We start from the raw sequence: 16555 nt of genomic DNA, 5'->3' as shown, positions 1-16555 counted from the left end.
AGTATTTAGTTGGATGAAATAAATATGCCTATGTAGCTAGCTTTGTGATGCATAATAGCTACATAGGTTAATATTAATTTTGGAGGTCATTATATATGAAACCTAATATAATCTTAATAATGGTGGACCAAATGAGGGGAGATTGTCTTGGTATAAATGGACATCCTGATATAGAAACGCCAAATTTAGATATGATGGCAAAGCAAGGATATAATTTTAAAAACGCATATGCTGCAGTTCCAAGCTGTATAGCAGCTCGTGCCTCAGTTTTAACTGGAATGGCACCTAAAAATCATGGAAGAGTAGGATATAAAGACGGTATACCCTGGAAGTATGAAAATACTATAGCTTCTGAGTTTGCTAAGGCTGGATATCATACTCAGTGCGTTGGAAAAATGCATGTGTATCCAGAAAGATATTTGTGTGGCTTTCATAATGTTGTTCTTCATAATGGATATTTCCTATTTAGCAGAGGTAGAAATAAAGAAAGTGGCACGCAATTTGAACAAAGCGATGATTATTTAAAGTGGTTTAAAGAAAAAGAAGGAGCTTCAGTAGATTTAACGGATATAGGTTTAGATCGTAACTCATGGGTAGCTAGACCTTGGGGATATAAGGAACAAAGTCATCCAACCAATTGGGTAGTATCAGAGTCTATAGACTTTTTAAGAAGAAGGGACAATACAAAACCATTCTTTTTAAAGATGTCTTTTGTGAGACCGCATTCACCATTAGATCCTCCACAGTTTTATTATGATGAATATATAAATAAAGATCTTAAAGAACCTGTTTTGGGAGAATGGTGTGAGGATTTACAAGTTGGACAAGGGTTAGACATTAATGCTAAAAAGGGAAAGTTAGATAAAACTGCGTTAAAAAAGGCAAGAGCAGCTTATTATGGTTCAATAACACATATAGATCATCAGATTAGAAGATTCTTAATAGCTTTAGATGAATATAAAGAATTGAAAAATTCTATTATATTATTTACATCAGACCATGGTGATATGCTAGGAGATCATAATTTACTTAGAAAAGCATTACCTTATGAAGGTAGTGCAAAAATACCGTTTATTATATATGATCCAGGTAATCACCTAAAGGGAGAAAAGGGAAAAGTATTTAAGGAAACAACAGAACTTATGGACATTATGCCAACATTATTAGATTGTGCTGGTATAGATATTCCTAATACTGTGGATGGATTAAGTTTAAAAAACCTTATTGAAGATGAAAAAAATGTAAAATGGAGAGAATACATTCATGGTGAACATGCCTATGGAGAAGACTCCAATCATTATATAACAAATGGAAGAGAAAAATATATATGGTTTTCTCAAACTGGTAAAGAACAATTTTTTAATTTGGAAGAAGATCCTTTTGAGTTAAAAAATCGTATAAGCGAAGAAGTTTATAAAGATAGAATAAATTATCTTAGAAGCTTATTAATTAAAGATCTAGAAGGAAGAGAAGAAGGATATACAAATGGCAAAGAGCTTATTATTAAAAGAAAGCCTTTGGATGTATTAAGTCACATATTATAATAATTGAAAATTCTCATAAGAATATTTTGATAAGAGCTTAAAAAGATAAATTTCATCTTATACTTAGAAGAACCTGCTTTAAGTAAACTAGGAAAGAGGGATGGTAATGAGAACTGTAGTTGTTTTAATGGATACACTAAAAAGAAATTATCTTGAGGTATATAATAGGAACACTTGGGTAAAAACTCCTAACTTAACTGCATTCTCAAAAGAATCGGTTACTTTTGAGAATCATTGGGTAGGATCAGCCCCCTGCATGCCTGCAAGAAGAGATATATTAACAGGAAGACTAAATTTCTTAGAAAGATCCTGGGGGCCTATAGAGCCTTTTGACATGACTTTACCAAAGGTGTTAGCTGAAAGAAATATCTTTAGCCATATAGTAACAGATCATCCTCATTATTTTAGGTTGGGTGGGGAAGACTATGTGCAACAATTTAATACCTGGGATTTTTATAGAGGACAGGAAGGAGATCCATGGATATCGAGGTTAGATGATCCTTCTTACATGCCAAAGGATTATTATGGCAAGTTAAGAAAACAATATCAGTGGAATAGAACACAATGGAAAACAGAAGAAGAATACCCTACTCCAAAGACATTTGCATCAGCAGCTAATTGGTTAGAAGATAATAAAGATCATGATGATTTCTTCCTGTTGGTGGAAACCTTTGATCCACATGAACCTTTTGATGTGCCTGATAAATATATGGACATGTACAATTGTACATATAAGGGACCGTATTTTGAAACTCCTACTTATAGTGAAGTGGATGTCCCAGAGGATGCTCTAGAATATATAAATAAACGATATGCAGCTTTGTTAACTATGACAGATAATCATTTCGGAAAGTTCGTACAAAAACTCAAGGATTTAAATATTTATGAGGATACTTTAATTATAGTAACCACAGATCATGGATATTTCTTAGGAGAAAGGAATTATTTCGGAAAGAATTATATGCATATGTATAATGAATTATCTAATATTCCACTATTGGTACGTTTCCCAGGAGGAAATAGAGCAGGGGAAAGGGTTAATGATATAACACAAAATATTGACATTATGCCAACGGTTCTTGACTATAATGAATTTAATATACCCAATGAGGTTCAGGGCAAGTCCTGGAAACCTATAGCAGAAAACTGTTGTTATGAAAGAGAATATGCTTTATATGGATATCATGGATTAGCCGTAAATGTAACAGATGGAAAATACACCTACTTTAGAGGACATAATGAAGAAAATAAACCTTGTTATGAATATACTTGTATACCTACAACTATAAGAAAGTATTTAGGTAAAGGAATAGAAGAGAAAATTGAAATGGGAAGATTCTTAAAAAGAACAAATTATCCAGTTTATAAAATACCAATAGAAAATCCTTCTATAATAGATAATGTAGTAGATGGAATCAGTTATACAAAGGAAAACATGCTTTTTAATATAGTTGAGGACTATTTACAAACGAAGCCAATTAAAGATGAGGCTTTAGAAAATAAATATATAAAATTACTTATGAAGGGTTTAAAAGAAATGGAATCGCCAGAGGAGCAATTGGAGAGATTGAGTCTTGGGAAAAATTGCTAAATCCACATTTTGTGAATATAATAAATGATTATATTGCTGCAGATAAAAAGAACCTTCTATGTTGCATTTTTTTATGAAATCTACCAAGGAGCACTTGTGCTCATAAAATTGGTATCTATGGCTCATATATTAGTGATGTAGGTATTATCTATACAAATAAACCTTACATATTAGTAGTTTATACTAATAATCTCTCTAATGCATCTGAATCCATAGCAAAGGTTTCACAAATCATATACGATTATCAAAAAAATAAATAGTAACTAACTAACTACCTCTAAAAGGTTGATATAGGCTGAATCTCACGGTCTTAAACTATCAATCTTTTAGAGGTTATTTATTTTATAAAGACAAGGCTTAAGTACGGTAGAGCGTTATAAATTTTCCTTGTTACTGTTGATATTTTCCTGCATATTCTTAATATTTTGCTTTTGAGCTGCAATGATGAGCATTATGTTGCCTACAGTTACTAATAGGTTTCCTAATACATATTTCTAGATTTCCTAAGAATACAAATGAAAAACTATATTTTTACCAATAAAAAGGTACTGATAAAATATGACATATTTGTAAGCGGATGATATACTAAAACATGACTGTTAAAATTATTAGCAGTATTTTCTTTACAAGTATATTATTGGATAATTAACTAATTATAAATTATAAGGAGGTAGCTTATTGTTCATGGGTTTTAAAGATAAGTTTACCGCATTTATATTAAATGCGCTTAAGTTTTTAATGGCAGTGATTATGCTTACAAGTATAGGTACCACATTTAAGTTCAGTAAGGAATTGAATTTTACTCTTTGTTTGGTATTTTTAATATTTGCTATAGCTATATTTTTATTATATAAGGTAATTAACAGTAAAATGGACACTAAAATGCAGTTAATTTTAATATTGCTATGCGCTTTTGCCTTAAGAGGACTTTGGCTATTAAATGTTAATAGCTTTCCAACCTCAGATTTTGGGACAATATATAAGTGTGCTAAGGATTTCCTTGAAGGTAATACAAGTGTCTTCAGGGGAACATCATATATAGCTAGATTTCCACATTTAACAATTATGGTTTTATATATGGCATTAATGCTAAAATTATTTCCCGTTCATAATATATTAATAATGAAAATAGTTAATTTATCTTTAGGTGTTTTATCTGTATTTTTAATATATCTAATAGCTAAAGAAATATTTAATGATAAAAATAAGTCCTTGAGTGCAGCAGCTTTTGCTTCAGTATTTCCGCCCTTCATAACTTATACAGCAGTATTTTGTACAGAAAATATAGCTATACCATTTTATATATTAAGTGTTTATCTTTTATTAAGGGTAATGAAGCAAAAAATAAGTAAATATTATCTTATTCTTTCAGGAATATTATTAGCCTTTGGAAACCTATTTAGAATGGTAGCAATAGTCATAGTAATTGCCTATGTTATGTATTTATTAGTATATGGTGAAAATAAATTAACTGAGAAGATACAATACTTGCTTTTATATATAGTACCGTATTTCTTAATAATATTTTTAGTAAGTACTTCTTTGCAATATATGAAAATTACAGAAAATTCATTAACAAAAGGTAGTGAACCTAAGATAATCAGTATTCTTAAAGGTACGAATTATGAAAATGGAGGTGCATGGAATGTTGAAGATGCATCCATACCAGAAATTTATAATTATGATCATGATAAGATAAATGAGGTTAGTAAAAAAATAATAATTGAGAGATTAACTACTACTCCACCTCTTAAATTAGTTGCTTTTTACATTAAGAAGTTTGCTCTTCAATGGAGTGAGGGAGATATGTCAGGAGTGTATTGGTCTCAGTTATATGTGCCTGAAGATAACATAAGATTTGACTTAACCAATACTGGAGGAATGATTTTTCAGCTAATTTATGCTTGTATAATCATCTTGATATTTATAGGATTATTTAATAGAAAAGGTATATATAAAAATAAAGAAATCAATCTGTTTTATATAATTTTCTGCGGATATGGGCTGTTACATTTAATTATAGAATTTCAACAAAGATACGCATATATAGTTTCTTGGGTTTTAGTTGTACTAGCTGTTGAAGGAATAGATCTTATTGTTTTTAATATTAGGAATAATAAAAGCCAAAGAAAAATAAAGATGATGACAATGATGTCGGTAACAGTTTTCAAAAAGTAACTCCAGCACATATAAAGTATCGTAGTACTATAGATAAAGCTGTGATGTCAGACAGTGAAATCATAACTTTAATTTATAGTAGATGAAATTTAAACTATTGATTCTGAAAAAGTATGGTTAAAATTTTCAGGTTATTTTCTTACAGACTAAAGATTAAGTATAACCATGAGTATACTTAATCTTTAGTATTTTTATTATTCATACTTTCCTGCATACTCTTAATGTTTTGCTGTTGAGCGGCAATGGTGAGCATTATGCTACCCACAGCTACTAGTAGGTTTCCTAATACATTTATATAATCTGAACTACGGTCTTTAGCTAAGGCAAGAGCTAGAGCTTCTGCTGCTAGAGCTAATTCTTCTGGAGTACAATTATTAAAATCTAGCATCTCTTCTCACTCCTTATAATATATTAAATGAGAATAAGATTAATTTTATAACCTATGTTTTTAATTTATAGATAAAATAAAATATTTATGAATGTAAGAAATATGAACTTTTTTTAAATAAATGATATACTAAAACAGTTGATTGTCAAAATTATCAATAACTGTTTAATCTATAAAAATAATATTATGTAAATAGCTAATTATAATAGATAAGGAGGAGCTTATCCTTGAAAAGATTTAAAGATAAGTTTACGACATTTATATTGACTGCACTTAAGATTTTAATAGCAATAATTTTGTATACGAGTAGAGATATCATATCTAAAATAATAAAAGAATTTAGTTTTAATATAGCTTGTGTATTTTTTATATTTGCTATAGTAATATTCTCACTATATAAAATAATTAATAGTACTATAAACATTAAAAATCAGGTGGTTTTAATTTTGGTATGTGCTTTTGCATTAAGAGCACTTTGGTTATTAAACGTTAATAGCATTCCAGTTTCAGATTTTAAAGTAATATATGATAGTGCTGGATATTTCCTTAAAGGTGATAGAAGTATGTTTTGGGGAACCTCATATATGGCTAGGTTTCCTCACTTAACAATAATGGTTTTATATATGGCATTGATGATAAAATTATTTCCTGTTCATAATCTACTAATAATGAAAATGGTTAATTTATCCTTAGGAGTTTTAAGTGTGTTTTTAATATATCTAATAGTTAGGAAAATGTTTAATAGTGAAAAGAAGGGATTAATTGCAGCTGCATTAGCTTCAGTGTTTCCGCCGTTAATAACCTATACGGCGGTGTTTTGCACAGAAAATATAGCTATCCCCTTTTACTTATTAAGCATTTACCTGTTATTAGGAGCAATGAAGAAAAAGAATAGTGGATATTATTTTGTGCTTTCAGGTGTAGTATTAGCCTTTGGAAATTTGTTTAGAATGGTAGCAATAATTATGGTAATTGCTTATGGTATGTATTTATTAATATATAGGGATGATAAGCTAATAGTTAAGATACAACACTTACTTCTGTACTTAGTGCCATACTTATTAGTAATGTTTGTAGTAAGCGCTTCTTTGCAATATATGAAAATCACAGAAAACTCATTAACAAAAGGCATTGAACCTAAGATAACAAATGTTCTTAAAGGTACAAATTATGAAAATAAGGGGAAGTGGAATAGTGAAGATGCAGCCATATCAGAAATGTATAATTATGATTATGACAAGATACATGAAGCTAGCAAGAAAATCATAGTTGAAAGATTGACTACAACACCACCACGTAAATTATTAAATTTTTATATTAATAAATTTGCAGATCAATGGAATGAAGGGGACTTGTCAGGGGTTTTCTGGTCACAGTTAGATGTACCCAAGGATGATATAAAACTTGATATCATGCCTTCAGGAAGGAAAGTTTTACAATTAATATATAATTGTATTATTCTTTTAATATTTATAGGACTATTTAATAGGAAAAAGATAGATGAAAATAAAGAGATAAATTTATTCTATATAATTTTTTGTGGATATGCATTACTATATTTAATTACAGAAGCTCAAGGGAGATATTCATATATTGCTTCTTGGGTTTTAATTGTACTAGCTATTGAAGGAATAGAGCTTATTTCTTTTAAACATAGGAAAAAAGAAGAAGTGTAGGGGAGTAGAGTTTAGATGAAAAAAACGAGTAAAGAATTGATGTTAATAATTAAAATCTTTGTACTGATGCATTTAAAAAGCATTATATTTACCTCTATTATTTCGTCAAATACTGGTAAAAGTTTTTATGCAACTAGTTTTGATATATATGGGTTAGTACCACATTTAGCTATACTAGGAATATTGATTTTCCCAGCATTTTTATTTGAGCACAAAAACTCATTTAAATATCTAATTATAATAAACACCTTATATTCAATTTTATTAATTGCTGATATGTGGGTTTATAGAGGAAGCGGGTATTTATTAGAATTAAAATATATCTTTTTCAAGGAAGCTTTTAATTCCTTAGGGGGAAAGATGTTTAATCCCAATATAATTGATTTATTATTCCTTATAGATATATTAATATTTATTTTTATTTACTTTAAGCAAGGGAATAAGCTGAAGTTTCATAGAAGCATTAAAATATCATTTTTAGGTATTATAATGTGCTTAGGGATAGTATTTGGATGGCACTATTTGTTTGATACTAAAAAAATTGCTGGAAATAATGTAAGGTTTGTTCAAAAAGATTGGCAAGCATCTTGGAGCACCTCTTCTAAGGTTGCATACAGGTCACCACTTGGACATCATGTATATGAGATATATGAAACAATAAATAAAGTTAGACCTGAAATAGATGAAAAGGATATTAAAGATATTGATGAGTGGTTAAATTGGAACAATGAAAATTTACCTAATAATGAATACTATGCTTTAGCAAAGAATAAAAATGTGGTGTTTCTTCAAATTGAGTCTTTAGAAAATTTCGTAGTAAATCAAGAGGCCTATGGACAAGAAATAACTCCTAATTTAAATAAGATAATAAAAGATGGTTTATACTTTAATAACATATATGAGCAAAACAATGCAGGAAACAGCATTGACATGGATATGATGGCGGGTTCAGGAGTATTACCTTTAGGAGATAGTATAACATTTTTAACACATCCAGAAGTTAAGTATAAATCTTTACCAAGGTTATTAGAAAAAGAGGGGTACACAACAGTTTTGTCTCATGCTGAAAGAAGCGGAGATTGGAATTTTACACAAGCTGCTAAGATGGCATTAGGTTTTGAACAAATATGGGATATTGAACAGTATAAGATAGATGAGTATGTTGGATTTGGGTTATCAGATAGAAGTTTATATAATCAGTTTGCTCCAAAGCTATCAAAATTAGAGAAACCATTTTTTGCAACAGTATGCACCTTAGCCAGTCATGGACCTTTTGATATAAAAAAGGATTATAGAAAATTAAATTTACCAAAAGAATTAGATGAAAATAAAATGGGGGGGTACTTTCAAAGTATTCATTATGCAGATGAACAAATAGGTCACTTCCTAAAACTATTAGAAGAAGAAGGACTTATTAATGATACTATTGTGGTTATATATGGTGATCATGGGGGAATTCATAAGTATTATGAAGATGATGTAGCAGCAGTAGATATGCCGGGAGAATGGTGGCAAGAAAATAAAAGACAAGTACCTTTTATAGTATATGGTAAAGGAATACCATCAAAAAACATAACCACAACAGGTGGACACATTGATATTATGCCAACTGTAGCATATTTATTAGGCGTAGATACAGAAAATGTACAGATGGGAAGGAATTTATTAAATACAAAAAGAGATGCATCTGTTATAAAGGGTGGTACAGTAGTAGGAAACCCTACAGAGGAAGAAAAGAGAAAATTAGAGAAAGCCTATGACATTTCAGATAAAATAATAAAAAATAATTATTATGTTAATACCAAAAAGGTTAATTAAATAATTACTTAATGTATACATATATAATATTAACTGATATAAAGTTAACATTATAAAAAAAATAAAATATATTTGATTTTTATAGAGGATTTTCTAAGGTGTTTATGGAACAATAATAGTTAAAGGAATATGCATTATGTTCCAGACTAAAAGTATAAAGGAGTAGTGATAATTATGGGAAGGTTTTATGTTAACTTCGAGAACAACGTGACTAAAGACACAGCTAGTGGAATCAGTATTCCTGTTACTTACCAATATTGGAAGCCTTTAATGGAATATTTTATAGACAAGTGTACTGGCTTTAGATTGGATTGTTGGGAAGATGAAAAGGAAGCTGTGGATTCTGCTTCTAAGTTAGGTAAAGAAACCGAAAGTTATGCCGCAAAGATGGTTTCTTTCCAAAACAGCATAAGTGAAGAATTTATAGATGAGGTGCTGAATTTTCCTTTAGATAAAGAAGGTAAAATTAAGTGGTTTGGAGTAAACCTAAAAAAGGACGAGGAATATTTAATATCCTGTCAGCATTATGGCAGTGAGTTTGTAACTGGATGGTTAAAAGATGAAGATGCAGACTTTATTAAGTCAATATTGCCAAAGGATTTCACTTTTAATGTAATTGACGAAGAGTGAATTTCTATGATAAATTTTCAGAATTATTAAGCAAATTATAGCCTTAAGTTAATTTGTAGCAATATATTTATATAAGAGATAGAATATTTTGTATCCCTAAAGTAATGAGGGTTATAAAAGTAAATATAATATACATGAATGGATTATGGAGAGGATTTAATTTATGCGCAGGACTTATATTCTAATAGTAGCTGGATTTTTGATTTTAGGAGCATGGCTATTATTTGATGGGAAAAAAACTGATTCATATTTTACCTTTGAGGGTAAAAATATTGTAACCAATTTGGTCTTTGAAGGTAAAAAGGGCTTATCCTATGATTATAAAATTCCGTCTCAAGATGTAGACAAGATAAGCACTGAACTTTTAAGCAGTAATAAAAAGAAAGTAAAAACAAAAAATCTTTCATATCCTAGTGATGCTCCTATGCTTCAAATGTTTTTAGATGGCAGTATAATAAATAATGATAAGGATAGCAGCAGAACTATAAATGCAAACAGGGAGTTCCTGTTAATTCAGAATAATAGTAATTCTGTTTATATTATTGCCAAGGTTAAAGACCACAAGAAGGGTGAGACCATAGAAACAGGTTATCTCATTAATTCTAAATGGCTTTCTGATTATTTACAAGAAACAAAGACTGCTTTAAAATAGCCCCTTACTTTAATAATTAAAGTTATAATAAAAGATTCTCCTAGCGTGAGGTTAGGAGAATCTTTTATGTTTTTAGGCTTCATTCTTAAAGCCTGCCTATCATGTTAATCATATTTATATTTAATTATTGTTTATCCGATAGCTAACCGCTCCTAATACCCCCACTTATTCAATTGGTGGTGTAATGAGCGCTAAGATCCTGGATAAGTTCTTCTAAGCTTCAGCTGGAGAGGGTATTCTTTTTAAGTAAGTCCATCTGAAGCTAAGAATCACTTGATCACTAAATGGCTTTATTGAGCAGTATACCCGCCATCTATAACCACTGCTTGTCCAGTAACCCCTCTAGCGCTGTCACTAGCAAGGAATAAGGTATAATCAGCTACTTCACTTGTATCTAGCAATCGTTTTTGAGGTACTAAGGGGTAAATAACTTCTTCTAAAACTTTTTCTAAAGCTACATTTTTTGTTTTGGCTAGGTCTGAAAGTTGATTTCTAACTAACTCAGTATCCACATATCCAGGACATAGGGCATTTACTGTAATACCATGTTGAGCACCTTCTAAGGCGGAAACTTTGGTAAGGCCTATAAGACCGTGCTTGGCACTGTTATAAGCAGCTTTTCCTCCAAAGCCGACTAAACCATTTATAGATGCCATGTTTATTATTCTACCGTATTTTTGTTCTTTCATTATAGGGAAGGCATATTTAATAGAGTAAAAGGGGCTTATAAGCATAAGCTTTATCATAGCTTCAAACTTTTCAGAAGGAAAGTCTTCAATAGGGGATACATGCTGCACACCGGCATTATTTATAAGAATATCTAATCTGCCATATTTCTTTACAGTTTCATCAATAGCTATTTTTACATTTTGTTCTTCCCCCATATCTAATGGAAGACCTAAAACATCGTAGCCTTTAAATCTTAAACCTTCTACAGCAGCGTTAAGCTTACCTTGATTCCTACCTATTATAACTACCTTTGCCTTCTGCTCACCTAATTTTTCTGCAATCTCATAGCCTATACCGCTAGTAGATCCGGTTATCATGGCAACCTTGCCTTGAAACATATTCAATACCTCCTTGAGTTTTCAACTTTATGTTTGTTTTGTTTACCTAAATAAATTATATCATAGAAAGAAATTATTAAAGCAAAATATTCTGATTATTTATGCAATTTTGCTGATGTGTTACAATAAAAATGTGCAGATAATTTGGGAAAAATAGGTATTGCCCCTGGGGAACTTACAGTTTATGTAAGCACCCCAGGGGTGCTTACAAATTATGGTTGATATTATATAGAAATAAGGATATAATAGAAGTGAAAATAAATTTTAGGAGGTTTAAAGATGGCAGTTTGCGTATTAAACACATTGCAAAATATAATACCAACTTCTAACAGAATTTCAGCAAATTCTGCATTCCAGGCTAGAAGTGCGTCCAAAATTGCATATGGTTTAATAAAAGTAAGTAATCATCTTTTTACCAGATAAGATTAATTATCATTAATTAATAACATAATTAAAAAGAAAATTAAGAAGATATCCGGGTGAAGGTGAACTTGCCCGGTTTTTATTTATATTTATGATGATCATTAATTATGTCACTATTTAATTGTTAAGCTTTTTTGTTATTTCGTGGTTAACATATTTTTTGTTAAGCTATAACATTAAAATCATGAGCGATAATATTTAATTATTTTAAAATCATGGTAATTGCATCATAGTATAATTATAATCCGGGCAGGAACTACTTGCCCGGATTTTTTGAGCTTTCATATTTACCATTGGAAAATTGTAACTAAGGTTATGATTTTTGTAGAAGCTAAAAGAAAAAATTCGGCAAGTGCCTTTAAGGGTATCCTTAAAAGGAGGAGTTAATAATGATTGAATTAGCATTAAATGGAGTTGTAAAATATTTTGGAGCAGTACAGGTGCTTAGCAATGTAACCTTTGAGGTACAAACAAAGGAGAGAGTTGGTATAGTAGGGGCTAATGGAAGTGGAAAAACCACCATTCTAAAAATTATTGCAGGTATTGAAAGTTTAGACAAGGGAGATATGTTTATAAAAAAAGGTTTAACCTTGGGATATCTTAATCAAATACCAGAATACAGTGAGGATTATTCTGCAGAGGAAGTTTTATCAAAAGCCTTTGACTCTCTTAAGCCTTTAGAAATTAAAATGAATAATCTGGAAGAAAAACTTCAAAATAGTGATGAGAGTACCTTTGGTGAAAAAGAGTTTCAAAGCATATTGAACAAATACAGTCAAGTTCAACACCTTTATGAAGGCTCAGGTGGCTATGAAAAGGAAGAAAAGCTAAGCAAGGTATGCACAGGCTTAGATTTTAAAGAAGATTTTCTAAGACAGAAGTTTCGAAGTTTAAGTGGAGGAGAAAAAACTAGAGTAGTGTTAGGTAAAATACTTTTGGAGAATCCCGATATACTTTTATTAGATGAACCCACCAATCATTTAGATATGGACACATTAGAATGGCTGGAGGGATACTTAAATACTTATAAAGGCATAGTGGTTATAGTTTCTCATGATAGATATTTTTTAGATAGAGTAGTAACCAAGATTGTGGAAGTAGAGGATATGGAAACAACGACTTACAAGGGTAATTATACTCACTATGTTAATGAAAAGGAAAATAATATGATGCTTCAGTTTGAAGCTTTCCAAGAGCAGCAAAAAAAGATAAAAGCTATGGAAAAAGCTATTAAGGATTTAAGGGATTGGGCAATAAGAGCAGATAACAATAAATTTTTTAGAAGAGCTGCTAGCATGCAAAAGAGATTAGATAAAATGGAGAGGATAGATAAGCCAATACTTGAGAAGCAAAACATGAAAATTAATTTTAACGCCGCTGATAGGTCTGGAAATGAAGTGGTGAAGGTAAAGGAGCTATGTAAAAGCTTTGGAGATAAAGAGTTGTTCCTTAATGGTGAGATGCTCATAAGATATGCTGAAAGAGTAGCTTTAATAGGTCCTAATGGCAGTGGTAAGTCTACGCTTTTAAAGATTCTTCTAAATGAAGAAGCAGCTGACAAGGGAAAAGCTGTACTAGGTGCTAGCACAAAGATAGGATATCTTCCGCAGCAAATTAATTTTAAGGATGAAGATAAAACCATAGTTGAGTGTTTTAGAGAAGATATAGAGATATTAGAAGGCAAAGCACGAGAGTATCTCTCTAAATTTATGTTTTTTGGTGAGATGGTTTATAGAAAGGTTAAAAATTTATCTGGAGGAGAAAAGAGCAGGCTTATGCTAGCTAAGCTTCTTTATGAGGATGTAAATCTTCTTATTCTAGATGAACCTACTAACCATTTAGATATTGATTCCATAGAAACTTTAGAAGAAACCTTAATTAACTTCAAAGGCACAATATTATTTATATCTCACGATAGATACTTCATAAATAAGATTTCTAAAAGGATAGTATCCCTAGAAAACAAGGGTTTTGTAAGCTATGAAGGTAACTATGAGTATTATAAAGAAAAGAAGATACAGCTTCTAGCTGAAAGAAGTAAGGCTAATTTAGTTGATAGAACCATTTCTCCCCAAGTTGAAAAAAATAAGCCTGTGATACTAAAATCTGAAGATGAAAAAGCAAATAAGAAAGCACAGGAAAAGAAGAGGCAACTGGAAGAAAATATCGCAACCTTGGAGTTACAAATTAAATCCATAGAGGAAGAAATGCTCCTAATAGGATATGACTATGAAAAGCTAAGTAAGTGTGAACAGAAAAAAAGATTATTGACCAGCAAGTTAGATGAACTAATGGAACTCTGGATACATATGTAAAAAATATGGGTCTACCCCTGAGGTACTTACATTTTATGTAAGTGACTCAGGGGTATGAAGATAAGTTTTAGAAAGGTTGTTTAACTGTTTTCTATTTGTCTTGAAATTACAAGGAAGAAGGTATTATACTAAAGGCAGAATATAAGAAAATTAGAAGCTAAAAGAACTTATTACAAGATAAAGCTGTTAGTAATAAGTCCTTTTTTATTAAGAGTATTAAGATATGAATATATAAGGAGAGTGACTTTGTGATTAAGGAAATTAGATATACTGATGTTTTATGGGATTTTGATGGTACACTTTTCAATACTTATCCTGGAATGGTAAATGCCTTTAGATTAGCATTATTAGATAGTGGGGTGGAGGCGGATCCTGAAGAAATATTGGGGTTTATGAAAGTTTCTGCTAGAGACGCTGCAAAACATTATAGTGGGATGTACCAGCTGAGAGAAGATTTTATGGAAAAATTCCAAGCCTACCATAGAAATGTGAAACCTGAGTCTGCAATTCCTTTTAATTATGCTAAAGAAATTTGTGAAGGCATAGTATCAGCAGGAGGAAGAAACTTTATTGTAACTCATAGAGGTGGTACAACCCAAAAGTTTCTAAAGTATCAAGGCATGCTGGATTTATTTACTGAAATTGTAACAAAACACAATGGATTTAAAAGAAAACCCCATCCAGAAGCCTTTTTGTATCTTATAGAAAAATATCACATAAGCAAAGGTGAAGCCCTAATTGTAGGCGATAGAGAATATGAAATATTAGCAGCCAAAGAGGCAGGGGTTAGGAGCTGTCTATATGACACTAACAACATAGTAAGCAGTGTAATGCCAGATTACAATATTACCTCATTAAAGGAATTAGAAAACATAATTGGTGGAAAATGATGGAACTGCCCCTGGGGTGATTACATAAAATGTAATCACCCCAGGGGCAGTTCCATTTATTTCCTTAACAAATAATTCACTATGATAAAGCTTGACATAATATTCTGAATAATGTATTATGATATTAATAAATACTTCAATAAATCAAAACAATATTTACTAACCTCTATTTTTAAAGTTTCAAGTTTTAGATTTAAAATTTAAATTTCTGGAGGTGATAGTAATTAATCTTAGAAGGGTACTTCTAAAATATTAATTAGTTAAAGGAGTGAGACCACCAATATAATTATTGATTTACCAAACATACTTTCCATTCTTTATTCCTCTTTAATAAAGAGTTAATATAAATGAATTGATTAAAAGAGAATCATTTAGCTTTTAGAGAGAATAATGGATTGGCATTTAGGAAGGAGACCAGGTTTATTGACTGATAATAATCCGCCAAAACACCAAAGAAGTTAGGACTGTTGCTAAGAAAATTTTATTTAAGCAACGGTTCTAACTTCTTTTTTATGTTTTAAAACCCATCGACATTAATCGTCACAAAATGCAAATTTATGGTAATGCTTGACAATTACAGTGATTATAATAGTATAATAATATTTGTAGTGATATGATTTATCCATGATTCATAATAAGGCTTGGGGGAATAAAGGATTTAAATAGGTTGATTTAAACACATTCATGTTTAATGCTTTATAAGTATATTTGTTATAGAAACAATGGATAATGTGGGGGAGTGTATAAATATTATGGGGAACATTAGACAGAAAAAATATGTTAACAGTTTAGTTATTCTCATGTCTATTTTTATGATTTTTACTCTCGGTGGTTGTGGCTATAAAAAAAATAAAATAAATAAATTTTCACTTACTGAGATTAAGATTCAACGTCTAACTCCAATATCTGGACAAGACAATAGTTTTAAGTCAGAAGTTATTAGCACAATAAAGGACAAAAAAATCATAAATAAAATAGTTGCTTCCATTGAGAGTGCTGAAGAAGAGCCTAAGGATCTGGGGTATGTTAAAAAAAATGAGCTGCATCATGAAATAAGGCTTATATATAAAAATATAGATAAAAAAAGTTTTAGCCTGTGGGTGGACAAGAATTCAAAAAGAGCAGTAATAAGTAATATTGGATATTTTTATTTAGATGAGGAAACTACTGAAGAAATAAAAACTTTATTATTTGAAAAAGGTAATTAGTAATTATAATATAAATTCGTATAACTCTAACGATATGGGTTAGGGGTTTCTACCAGGAACCATTAATTCCTGATTACGAAGAAGGTACATTTTGGTGTATTTTCTTTGTGATCAGGATTTTTTTATACCTTTAAAAAATATCATAGTAATTTATATTTTTTAAAATAGCATACTC

At 30.4% G+C, this 16555-nt stretch carries 13 protein-coding genes, 2 pseudogenes and 1 riboswitch; of the genes and pseudogenes, 13 read left to right on the top strand and 2 right to left on the bottom strand.

Annotated features, from left to right (window positions below; all coding sequences use genetic code 11):
- Nucleotides 1–95 precede the first annotated feature (95 nt).
- The 5 genes and pseudogenes from BUA82_RS15485 to BUA82_RS21020 form a co-directional block, all read left to right on the top strand.
- Entirely contained in the window at nt 96–1544 is a 1449-nt protein-coding gene (locus BUA82_RS15485; protein WP_073010260.1) for an arylsulfatase, read from the top strand.
- Nucleotides 1545–1650: 106 nt separating this feature from the next.
- Entirely contained in the window at nt 1651–3135 is a 1485-nt protein-coding gene (locus BUA82_RS15480) for a sulfatase (RefSeq protein ID WP_073010258.1), read from the top strand.
- A 104-nt stretch (nt 3136–3239) separates the two neighbouring features.
- Nucleotides 3240–3395, top strand: a pseudogene (locus BUA82_RS21195) (serine hydrolase); the annotation flags it as partial.
- Between the two features lie 424 nt (nt 3396–3819).
- A complete protein-coding gene (locus BUA82_RS15475) occupies nt 3820–5313 on the top strand; it encodes a glycosyltransferase family 39 protein (protein WP_073010607.1) in 1494 nt (497 codons plus the stop codon).
- Nucleotides 5301–5403, top strand: a pseudogene (locus BUA82_RS21020) (IS982 family transposase); the annotation flags it as partial. The gene BUA82_RS15475 and the pseudogene BUA82_RS21020, both read left to right, overlap by 13 nt.
- Nucleotides 5404–5488: 85 nt before the next feature.
- Here the strand turns inward: BUA82_RS21020 and BUA82_RS15470 are convergent.
- Entirely contained in the window at nt 5489–5701 is a 213-nt protein-coding gene (locus tag BUA82_RS15470; RefSeq protein WP_073010256.1) for a hypothetical protein, read from the bottom strand.
- 227 nt (nt 5702–5928) lie between these two features.
- Between BUA82_RS15470 and BUA82_RS15465 the strand changes: the two genes are divergently transcribed.
- The 4 genes from BUA82_RS15465 (at nt 5929) to BUA82_RS15450 (ending at nt 10477) form a co-directional block, all read left to right on the top strand.
- Nucleotides 5929–7377, top strand: a complete 1449-nt coding sequence (locus tag BUA82_RS15465) for a glycosyltransferase family 39 protein (RefSeq protein WP_073010254.1) — start codon at nt 5929–5931, stop codon at nt 7375–7377.
- A gap of 15 nt (nt 7378–7392) precedes the next feature.
- Nucleotides 7393–9195, top strand: coding sequence for an LTA synthase family protein (locus BUA82_RS15460; protein ID WP_073010252.1), 1803 nt, complete (start codon nt 7393–7395; stop codon nt 9193–9195).
- Nucleotides 9196–9369: 174 nt separating this feature from the next.
- Nucleotides 9370–9825 carry a hypothetical protein gene (locus tag BUA82_RS15455; protein ID WP_073010251.1) on the top strand — a complete coding sequence of 152 codons (456 nt, stop codon included), beginning with the start codon at nt 9370–9372 and terminating at the stop codon, nt 9823–9825.
- Between the two features lie 163 nt (nt 9826–9988).
- Nucleotides 9989–10477 carry a hypothetical protein gene (locus BUA82_RS15450; protein WP_073010249.1) on the top strand — a complete coding sequence of 163 codons (489 nt, stop codon included), beginning with the start codon at nt 9989–9991 and terminating at the stop codon, nt 10475–10477.
- A gap of 290 nt (nt 10478–10767) precedes the next feature.
- On the opposite strand, the gene BUA82_RS15445 is transcribed toward BUA82_RS15450, so the two are convergent.
- Nucleotides 10768–11544, bottom strand: coding sequence for a 3-hydroxybutyrate dehydrogenase (locus tag BUA82_RS15445; RefSeq protein ID WP_073010247.1), 777 nt, complete (start codon nt 11542–11544; stop codon nt 10768–10770).
- A 279-nt stretch (nt 11545–11823) separates the two neighbouring features.
- Between BUA82_RS15445 and BUA82_RS20760 the strand changes: the two genes are divergently transcribed.
- The 4 genes from BUA82_RS20760 (at nt 11824) to BUA82_RS15430 (ending at nt 16380) form a co-directional block, all read left to right on the top strand.
- Nucleotides 11824–11967, top strand: coding sequence for a hypothetical protein (locus tag BUA82_RS20760; RefSeq protein ID WP_178140748.1), 144 nt, complete (start codon nt 11824–11826; stop codon nt 11965–11967).
- A 389-nt stretch (nt 11968–12356) separates the two neighbouring features.
- Nucleotides 12357–14282 (top strand): ribosomal protection-like ABC-F family protein, encoded by a 1926-nt coding sequence (gene abc-f / locus BUA82_RS15440; protein ID WP_073010246.1) that lies wholly within the window; start codon nt 12357–12359, stop codon nt 14280–14282.
- Between the two features lie 248 nt (nt 14283–14530).
- On the top strand, nt 14531–15172 hold the full coding sequence (locus tag BUA82_RS15435) for an HAD-IA family hydrolase (RefSeq protein WP_242948989.1): 642 nt from the start codon (nt 14531–14533) through the stop codon (nt 15170–15172).
- 752 nt (nt 15173–15924) lie between these two features.
- A complete protein-coding gene (locus BUA82_RS15430) occupies nt 15925–16380 on the top strand; it encodes a YhfM domain-containing protein (RefSeq protein WP_073010244.1) in 456 nt (151 codons plus the stop codon).
- Nucleotides 16377–16476, top strand: a riboswitch (purine riboswitch). It overlaps the preceding gene by 4 nt.
- Nucleotides 16477–16555: the final 79 nt, after the last annotated feature.

Origin of the sequence: Clostridium amylolyticum, assembly GCF_900142075.1 — a bacterium.
In the GTDB taxonomy this organism is placed as follows: Bacteria; Bacillota; Clostridia; order Clostridiales; family Clostridiaceae; genus Clostridium_AA; species Clostridium_AA amylolyticum.
The sequence above is the reverse complement of the archived record's forward strand: the minus strand, read 5'-3'. Positions and strand labels throughout refer to the sequence as shown.

Coding starts and splice junctions, on each gene's coding strand:
- abc-f (WP_073010246.1), top strand. CDS start 12,357: ATGATTGAATTAGCATTAAATGGAGTTGTAAAATATTTTGGAGCAGTA.
- BUA82_RS15460 (WP_073010252.1), top strand. CDS start 7,393: ATGAAAAAAACGAGTAAAGAATTGATGTTAATAATTAAAATCTTTGTA.
- BUA82_RS20760 (WP_178140748.1), top strand. CDS start 11,824: ATGGCAGTTTGCGTATTAAACACATTGCAAAATATAATACCAACTTCT.
- BUA82_RS15455 (WP_073010251.1), top strand. CDS start 9,370: ATGGGAAGGTTTTATGTTAACTTCGAGAACAACGTGACTAAAGACACA.
- BUA82_RS15470 (WP_073010256.1), bottom strand. CDS start 5,701: ATGCTAGATTTTAATAATTGTACTCCAGAAGAATTAGCTCTAGCAGCA.
- BUA82_RS15480 (WP_073010258.1), top strand. CDS start 1,651: ATGAGAACTGTAGTTGTTTTAATGGATACACTAAAAAGAAATTATCTT.
- BUA82_RS15485 (WP_073010260.1), top strand. CDS start 96: ATGAAACCTAATATAATCTTAATAATGGTGGACCAAATGAGGGGAGAT.
- BUA82_RS15430 (WP_073010244.1), top strand. CDS start 15,925: ATGGGGAACATTAGACAGAAAAAATATGTTAACAGTTTAGTTATTCTC.
- BUA82_RS15450 (WP_073010249.1), top strand. CDS start 9,989: ATGCGCAGGACTTATATTCTAATAGTAGCTGGATTTTTGATTTTAGGA.
- BUA82_RS15475 (WP_073010607.1), top strand. CDS start 3,820: ATGGGTTTTAAAGATAAGTTTACCGCATTTATATTAAATGCGCTTAAG.
- BUA82_RS15445 (WP_073010247.1), bottom strand. CDS start 11,544: ATGTTTCAAGGCAAGGTTGCCATGATAACCGGATCTACTAGCGGTATA.